Raw genomic sequence first — 1,926 nt, 5'->3', positions numbered from 1 at the left:
CGCTAACAGCTTATTCATCTTCGCCTCCGCCAGTTATTCCGGCAGATGCGACACATAACCTACAGAGCGCTACTGCTAAAGACTAGCTACTGTGGTCTTTCAGTCAGATTACGCTGCCACACCTACGTGATATCAAAACCAGCAAATCCGTCGCTTCAGACGCTGATTCCAGACATCAGCGTCTGAAGCGACGCATATTCCGGTTTTTCCCCGGTATATGCGTCGCGATCTAGTCTCTGGTTGCAATGAAGTTCACACATCCATCATTTGGTGTTACTGGCTAGAGTCGATTCAACGCAAATTCGGAATTTGATGCGCGACTGATTGGAACAACAAAATGAGGCATGAAAATCGATTAGATTCGCTACCGCCCGGCCGGTTACAGGGCACACCAAGGCAAAATAGGTTGTATTGACACCATGGCACTCTGCGATGGAGTTGGCAAGTAGTTATGTGGTAGGGAGTGTCGTTTGCGCCCCCCTCTGCCCTGTTTTGGTAGGTTTCAGGTGTTAAGTTCTGTGGTTGGTTCTGCTTCCTGTCGCGCAGGGGACTGCCCTCCTACGGGGTTATCGACAGGAACAAGTGAGGTGGGTGGTTTGAGCCCGGCCGAAGCCGGGCCGGGGTTTAGGCGGGTTCGAAACCAAAGCCGCTGTTGGTGATGCGCATGGTTTTGCCTTCCTGGGCGGAGGCCTGGGCGGCCAGGCCTAGAACGACGGCTTTCAGGCCGTCTTCTACGGTAACCTCCACCGGGGCGCCTTCGGTGATGGCTTTGAAAAAGCCCAGGTGCTGATAGAAGGTAGAACCGTTGTGGTCGCCGGCTTCCAGCAGGGCCGGGTCGACCGGGATGTTGGATTCTATTGGGCCTTTGGGGTCGCGTGGGCTAACGATAACCTTGGGTGTTGGTGGCTCGCCCAGGTGGTCGGGCCAGAAGCGGCCGGGGCCGGGCACCAGGCATTCGACCTTGGCGGTTGCACCTACGGCGCTGATTTCTTCCTGGTAGCGCGAGCCTTCGGCGAACATGCACAGTTCCAGCATGGCGCGTTTGCCGTTGGCGAAGTTCACGATCACGTAGGCGTTGTCGAGAATATCCGGTGTTTGGTCGTTGTAGGCTTCGTCGAGGTGGTTAGCATCCTGCCCGGCACTGGCCATCACCGAGGTCGCTTCGCTTTCCAGCAACAGCCGCATCAAATCAAAAAAGTGACAGCATTTTTCGACCAGGGTACCGCCGGTGTTGGCATTGAATCGGTTCCAGTCGCCCACTTTCGGCAGGAACGGAAAGCGATGCTCGCGAATGCTGAGCATCGATACGGGCCCGGCATCACCGGCTTGTACGTGTTCGCGCAGGCGAGTCACCGGGGGCATGTAGCGGTATTCCATGGCCACCCAAACCGGCGCCGGGTGCGCCGCCACGGCCGCGCGGACGGGCTCTACATCGTCGATGCGGGTGACCAGCGGTTTTTCGATCAGAATCGGCAATTTGGTATGTGCCAGCAGGGTCAGTAACTGGTCGGCATGGCAATGGTTCGGGCTGGCAACCAGCAGGGCATCGAGATCAGGCCGAGCGCACAGGGCTTCGACCGAGTCGACAAAGCTGGCACCGGGCACCAGTTGAGCGCAGGCATCGCGCATGGCTGCGTCGGGTTCAAAAATTGCGACAACCTCAGCGCCTTCTATTAACGCCAGATTACGCAGGTGTTCCTGCCCCATCATGCCGCATCCCAAAACGCCGTATCGAACCTGTGCCATTGCGTACTCCAGTCTTATTGTCTTCTGTTTACCGGGGAATTAACCGCCGTACCTTTTTCAATTAATCCAAGCTTCAGAATTGGCAGCCCACTGAGTGCCTGGTACCGGGTGTACCTAGCCGGGGAAGTCCGCAGCATGGATGCTGCGGTCTAGGCTCCATGGACGGATCCACGCCGACCC

At 57.1% G+C, this 1,926-nt stretch carries 1 protein-coding gene; it reads right to left on the bottom strand.

All coding sequences use genetic code 11. The features are described 5' to 3' along the window. Nucleotides 1-624: 624 nt before the first annotated feature. Nucleotides 625-1,746 (bottom strand): Gfo/Idh/MocA family protein, encoded by a 1,122-nt coding sequence (locus tag WEB54_RS15935; protein ID WP_368056696.1) that lies wholly within the window; start codon nt 1,744-1,746, stop codon nt 625-627. Nucleotides 1,747-1,926: the final 180 nt, after the last annotated feature.

Source organism: Saccharospirillum sp., from assembly GCF_040881935.1.
In the GTDB taxonomy this organism is placed as follows: domain Bacteria; phylum Pseudomonadota; class Gammaproteobacteria; order Pseudomonadales; family Natronospirillaceae; genus Saccharospirillum.
This window is presented reverse-complemented; position numbering and strand designations above follow the sequence as displayed.

Coding starts and splice junctions, on each gene's coding strand:
- WEB54_RS15935 (WP_368056696.1), bottom strand. CDS start 1,746: ATGGCACAGGTTCGATACGGCGTTTTGGGATGCGGCATGATGGGGCAG.